We start from the raw sequence: 6084 nt of genomic DNA on the forward strand, positions 1-6084 counted from the left end.
GCCTAAAAGCGGAATAGGAAGATGATATGAGTGGCGTCAAGCGAGCAGGCGATTATCTAGCTGCGATCTTCAAGCTTGGGCGCACAGAGCGGTGGGCCAAAGCAGCCTACCGCTCCGTTGAGTCTCATGATGCGCGGTTTGGCGACTTAGAACGCCGCCTTGATCACCTGCAACGTCAGTTTGACAAGCAGTCAGACGGCTGGGAGGGGCGCGCGCGCCATCTAAAGGATGGTGTCAAACAGGTCATCCACGGTGAAACCCAAGCGCTGATGGCGCGCAATGCAGAACTTGCGCGCAACTTCGTCGAAATCTCACGTCGCCTCGATCAAGTTCTTCTTTCCTCGCAGCAGGACGAAACACCCCCTGCCCACTCTCCCCAAATGCCACAGAACTCCGATGGGCTCAGCGCGGTTATGGACAGCTTTTACCACAAGCTGGAAAACAAATATCGAGGCACCCCTTCCGATATCCGCAACCGGCTGCGGGTCTACCTGCCTGATGTCGAAAGCGCTGTTATTCGGACCGAACAAAAACCTGTGCTGGATATTGGATGTGGTCGCGGGGAATGGTTGGGCCTGTTGGCAGACGCCGGTATAAAGGCGCACGGCGTTGACACGAATGCCGTTCAAATTGGCGAGGCCCAAGACAAGGGCTTGGATGTACGTCAAGGTAATGCACGCAGCGCTTTGGCTGAGGCTGAGGACAACTCCTTGGCTTGTCTCACCGCGCACCACCTGATTGAACACCTGCCATTTGAAGAGGTGCTCTGGATCACCCGTGAAGCGATGCGCGTGCTCGCACCGGGTGGACTTCTGCTCTTTGAGACACCCAATGTGCGCAATGTGCTCGTAGGCGCGACCTCCTTTTATAATGACCCAACCCATCTGCACCCTATGACCGACCCGGTGTTAAATGTCCTGTTTGAAACGGTGGGATTCCACCCTGTGGAAACACGTCATTTGCACCCGCATGAAAAGCTGGCCGAGTTCATGGCCAAGCCTGGCTTTGATCCTGAACTCGCCAATTTGATGTTTGGCGCCCAGGATCTGGCCATTCTGGGGCATAAACCTCTTAAGGAGAATTAAGATGCGGATTGGCGTCGTCCGTACGCAAGTGCCCTTTGTCTCAGGGGGTGCGGAGCGCCATGCGGCAGGCTTAGTCAAAGCCTTGCGCGACTATGGCCATGAGGCCTGCGAAATCACCCTGCCCTTCAAATGGTACCCCATGGAGTGCCTCACCGACAGCATTCACGCAGCTCGGCTGACAGACCTTTCAGAGGCAGAAGGTGTGCCCATCGACATGATGATCGGGCTTAAGTTCCCCGCTTATCTTGCCTATCACCCGAATCCGGTTTTTTGGCTTCTCCATCAGCACCGCCAGGCCTACGACATGTGGGATGCCGGGACATCGGACTTGCTAGACATGCCGGACGGGATGATGGCTCGGAACATGATCCAAGCGGAAGACCGCGCTGCATTTGCGCGCAGCCACCGGCCTATCTATGCAAACTCTGAAAATGTCGCTGGACGGTTAAAAAAATACCTCGATCTCGACGCGACCCCTCTTTATCACCCGCCCCCTTTGGCAAACCAGTTAAGGCAGGGCGACTACGGTGACTACTTGTTTGCGCCGGGCCGGTTGAACCCGTCCAAACGGGTGGATTTGATGCTACGCGCCCTGGCAAAAGTGCCCGGCCCCTTGAGGTTGGTGATTGCCGGCGTTCCGGAAAACCCTGCCTATCTGGACGAGCTGCGCAATCTTGCCGCAGCCTTGGGGATCTCCGGTCGCGTAGAGTGGTTGGGGGGGATCGATGATGCCGCGATGATCCGCCACTATGCGCAATGCCGGGCGGTCGTCTTCACGCCGCAAGATGAAGATCTAGGCTATATCACCTTAGAGGCCATGCTTTCAGGTAAGCCCGTTATCACCACCACGGATGCCGGCGGGCCTCTGGAATTCATCTCCCAAAAGCGCGAAGGGCTCATTACGGCGGCGACCCCAGAAGCGCTCTCTCAAGCCTTCATGACCCTGCACGAAGATGTCAGATTGGCGGAAACCATGGGCCGCGCGGGCCTGGAACGCTATCAAAGCCTGAACATCTCTTGGGAGGATGTGGTGGAAACCCTGACAGGTGAAACCGCCAAACCCGCACCGGGACCTGCACAGATTGCAGATCTCGAGGCAAAAGCTGCGGCCACGCCCGCAGAAGAAGTGGTGGCGCGGGTTCAAGCGGCGGTAGCACCGCCGCCCGCGCCAGCTTTGCCCTTCGCATCTATCACCGAGGTATTGGAGGCCTATGCCTTTGATACCATGCCACAAGAGGAGGGAGAGGGCCCTGCCCCTGTGGAGCCCGGACTGGCGCAGTATCTCGGGACCCACTGGACACGCTATCTGACAACCCTGCATCATGTCGTGGATTGCGGACCGCGCGACATTCTCGACGTCGGTGTGTTCCCTCCTCTGGCTTTCGAAGCGATGGTCGCCAACGCCCTGCCTGATGTTAATATGAGTGGTATCTGGGAGGGGCCATATCCCTATGCGCAGACCGTCAAAAGCTTAAACCCTGACTATCCAGATTTTTCTATCGAGTTGCGTCCTGCCAATATTGAGCGCGATGTGATGCCCTATGGTGACGCCGAATTCGACATGGTTTTGGGAATGGAGATTTTTGAGCATCTCGCGCTCGATCCACATTTCTTCCTGTCGCAAGCTGCCCGTGTTTTGCGCCCTGGAGGCCATGTCATCCTGACCACACCGAATGTAGGTAGCCACCGCGGTGTGCAGAAAATGCTCAATGGGCAATCACCCTATTCCTTTGGGCTTTTTGTGCCCACAGGAGGTGTCTATGGGCGGCACAACCGAGAATATACCCCCCGGGAGGTGGAAGCCTTGGCGCATGGAGCTGGCTTTGAGACCTATTATCTGGGGACCACAGATGTGTATGAGGATCACGTAGACCCCTCCACCGCTGCGCTTATGGTTGCCCGGGAAGATGATTTGAACCTGCGCGGGGAAACCATTGTCTTTGTTGGCCGCAAGGTGGGGGAACCCACCGCACCGCCACCAGGGCTCTATCACGGCGATCCGGCGCGCTTGTCTGGAAACTTAAGCCTAAGCAAAGACGAGGCTGCCACCGGGCTTACCCAAATCACGGCACAAAACATTTCTGCTGGTTGGTGGCCTGCCTCGGGCAACCAGGCGACGGCTCTTTTGGCGGAATGGATCGACCAAGAAGGGTATCTCGTACATACCAATGTGATCCTCCCCCTCTCGGAAGCGGTGGCTCCGGGTCAAAAGACAACATTCAGCTTCCGGCGTGATCCGAACGAGACCTCCCAAAGCGGGACCTTGCGATTGCAGCTTTTCCAAGTCGGTGTGGGCGCCTTTACAGGCACGGGACGGGCCAATTTACTCACGCTTCCATGTTCTGAAGCGACCTTTCTTACGCTAGCAAAACGGGCTGTCTGATGCCGCCGCAAAGCTCCCGTTCTGCGATCACGATTCACTGGGTAAGCCCTCTTCCCCCGGCTGAAACGGATATTGCACATTACACGGCCCGCATTTTGCCGGCTCTGAGTGCCAGAGCCGAGGTCGTCTTATGGACGAATGCGCTTGAGTGGGATCTATCTTTAGAGCGATATTGCACTGTCAGGCACTTTGATCCGGATACGATCTTGCCACGAGATTTCACCACCGCCCGGCGCGGGACCGGGCCAGAAGTGGTGTTCATCCATATCGGCAATTCATGGGTTTACCATGCAGGTTTCCTAAGACTGGCACAGCGCATTCCTTCGGTGGTGGTCTTGCACGATCTGGCCATCCAAGAACTGATGATCGAGGCTGTCGAATACAATGAATGGGAGGCCGCGCGCTATCTTGCGGGCATGGAAAAATGGTATGGGGCGGAGGGCATGCAGACCGGGAAGGCGTGCTTGGCCAAAGATAAAAAAGGGGCCGATCTGAGCAGTGTCATGCCTGGGTATGAACTGGCAATGGAGAAAGCCCTTTCCATTCTAACGCATACCAGCCCCGCACAGAGTATTATCCAAGCGCGCTTGCCCGAATTGACTTGCCACCTGTTACCCTTGCCCTTTGAAATCGGTCCCGCGCCTATGCGCGCGCAAATGTCGACCGGCCCTTTGCGGCTTCTTCAGTTCGGATGGATTGGGCCCAACAGACGGTTGGAGCAGGTGCTAGAAGCACTCGCCCAGATGCCCAAAGATTTTGACTTCAGGCTCGATGTCATGGGCAAAATCTGGAACCCTGCAGCCATACAGTCCAAGCTTGTTGAACTGAACCTTGTTGATCGGGTTTGTCTTCATGGCTTCGTCTCCGATGCTATTTTAGAAGACGCCTTGCGGCAGGCAGATCTTGTGTTGAACATGCGCTACCCCAGCATGGGGGAAGCGTCTGGTAGCCAATTGCGGATCTGGAATGCTGGCGCGCCTGCGGCTGTCACCCGCCTAGGGTGGTATGCAGAGCTCCCTGATAATGTAGCCTATTTTATCGATCTTGAGGATGAGCGCGCGCAGCTGCACGCGTTGTTTGCGACTCTGGCGGCCGATCGTCGCGCAGGCGCTGAGATCGGCGCCGCAGGACGGGCTTATTTTGAAGCCCACCATGATCCAGACACCTATGCGCAAGAGATTGTTCAGATCGCCCATCAATCTGCCGAAAAGGACAACCAAACCTTGGCGCGCAGTCTCAGTGCTCAATATAGCTTAAAGCGATAGACATCCCCTCTTAGAGATGTTCGCACCCCGTCAAACGGGTGCGCTTGAGCACCAAGGCAGTTTATACTAGGCGTGTTCTTAGCCTAGGTATTGAAGGATTTGCTATGCGCATGCCCAAACTATTGCTTTCTATGCTCGCAATCACAGGGATTGGTATCGCAGCCTGCACCGTACCCTCAATGCCCGAAGCACACGATGGTGCGAAATTTTATGCTGCAAACTGTGCCTCTTGCCATGGTGCATCAGGGCGAGGCGACGGCCCCCTTGCGCCGGGGCTCGATACAAAACCTGAGGATCTCACCTTGCTAGCGCGCGCGAACGGCGGCGTTTTTCCCCGCGCCCGCGCCTTGAGCTATATTTATGGTGATCCCGAGCAGGGGCATCTCGCCCGTGTCATGCCGGAGTTCGGAGCGACAATGGCCCATGACACCGTTCCGGTCGAAGTCGACGGTGTTTTGACCCCAACCCCACGGGCCCTGGCCGGTCTGTTGGCGTATCTCGAAAGTATTCAGCGCTAGGCGCCTTGTTTCTCCTGTGATTATGGGGCGTGAGGAAGCCGTGGCCTCTGTCAGGCAACAGATCCGCTATTCTCACTGGGCGCAAACCATTCGGAAGCATATTTAGCAAAGGTGCCATGATCCGCTTCTTATACGGCCTGCGCTGCAGTGCTCTCTTAGGAAGCGAGGCTTCTCAGCAAGCTACTTTGTTGAAGGAGATCTTTTAAGCCGGCAGAAAAAATAAAGATAATTCCGACAGCCTCAAACAGCTCCTCAATGTGATAGAGGATCGTATACAAACTTTGGTGACCGTACGCTGACAGTACAGCGCCGCTCAGCATTTCAAGGCCGAAAGCTCCGCCAAAGAACAGCACAATCCCCAGAATAAAGCTACGCCGCGCGGATGCGGTAGCACTTCGAATTGTTAACACGAAAACCAAGAGCAGTATTGCTGCAACGATCATGCCGGGAACAACCCAGGCAAAATGCAAGAAACCGCTGCCGCCGCCCATATCACGTCCGAGCACTTCCAGCCGTTCGTGAATACTAATCATATCATCTAGCGAGAGCAAAAGAACGCCGGCGGCCGTTAGGAACCAGCCTGTAGATACAGCGCCATTTTGTTTGCGAACACGCGCATTCATATAAAGCACGGAGGCTGCCAAAATCATGTAAACGACGTTCATCCAGGTCCAAATATTGTGCTCGGATGCCACATCGAACATGTAGATGTTATCCGGGCTTATCTTGACCCATCGCATCACCACGACAAGGCTAAGATCATGCCCCATAGCGTGGTGTAACTCGCGGCTGGCCGGGCGCTTTCGACGGCCGAGCTGATCAGTCCGTCTGAG

The 6084-nt window shown here is 55.9% G+C and carries 5 protein-coding genes; 4 read left to right on the top strand and 1 reads right to left on the bottom strand.

Annotated features, from left to right (window positions below; translation table 11 throughout):
• Positions 1–26 precede the first annotated feature (26 nt).
• From ACGYLO_RS21580 to ACGYLO_RS21595, 4 genes are all read left to right on the top strand, one after another.
• Positions 27–1085 (top strand): class I SAM-dependent methyltransferase, encoded by a 1059-nt coding sequence (locus tag ACGYLO_RS21580; RefSeq protein ID WP_394377379.1) that lies wholly within the window; start codon positions 27–29, stop codon positions 1083–1085.
• 1 nt (position 1086) lies between these two features.
• Complete coding sequence (locus ACGYLO_RS21585) at positions 1087–3468, top strand: glycosyltransferase (RefSeq protein WP_394377380.1); 2382 nt, start codon at positions 1087–1089, stop codon at positions 3466–3468.
• On the top strand, positions 3468–4733 hold the full coding sequence (locus tag ACGYLO_RS21590) for a glycosyltransferase family 1 protein (RefSeq protein ID WP_394377381.1): 1266 nt from the start codon (positions 3468–3470) through the stop codon (positions 4731–4733). Before ACGYLO_RS21585 ends, ACGYLO_RS21590 begins: the two co-directional genes overlap by 1 nt.
• 104 nt (positions 4734–4837) lie before the next feature.
• The gene (locus tag ACGYLO_RS21595; RefSeq protein WP_394377382.1) at positions 4838–5251 is read left to right on the top strand and encodes a c-type cytochrome; all 414 of its coding nucleotides are present in this window, start codon (positions 4838–4840) and stop codon (positions 5249–5251) included.
• A 155-nt stretch (positions 5252–5406) separates the two neighbouring features.
• Here ACGYLO_RS21595 and ACGYLO_RS21600 read toward each other — a convergent pair.
• Positions 5407–6084 (bottom strand): hypothetical protein (locus ACGYLO_RS21600; protein WP_394377383.1); only part of this gene is annotated, 678 nt, incomplete at its 5' end.

The organism is Sulfitobacter sp. 1A13353, assembly GCF_043557255.1.
In the GTDB taxonomy this organism is placed as follows: domain Bacteria; phylum Pseudomonadota; class Alphaproteobacteria; order Rhodobacterales; family Rhodobacteraceae; genus Sulfitobacter; species Sulfitobacter faviae.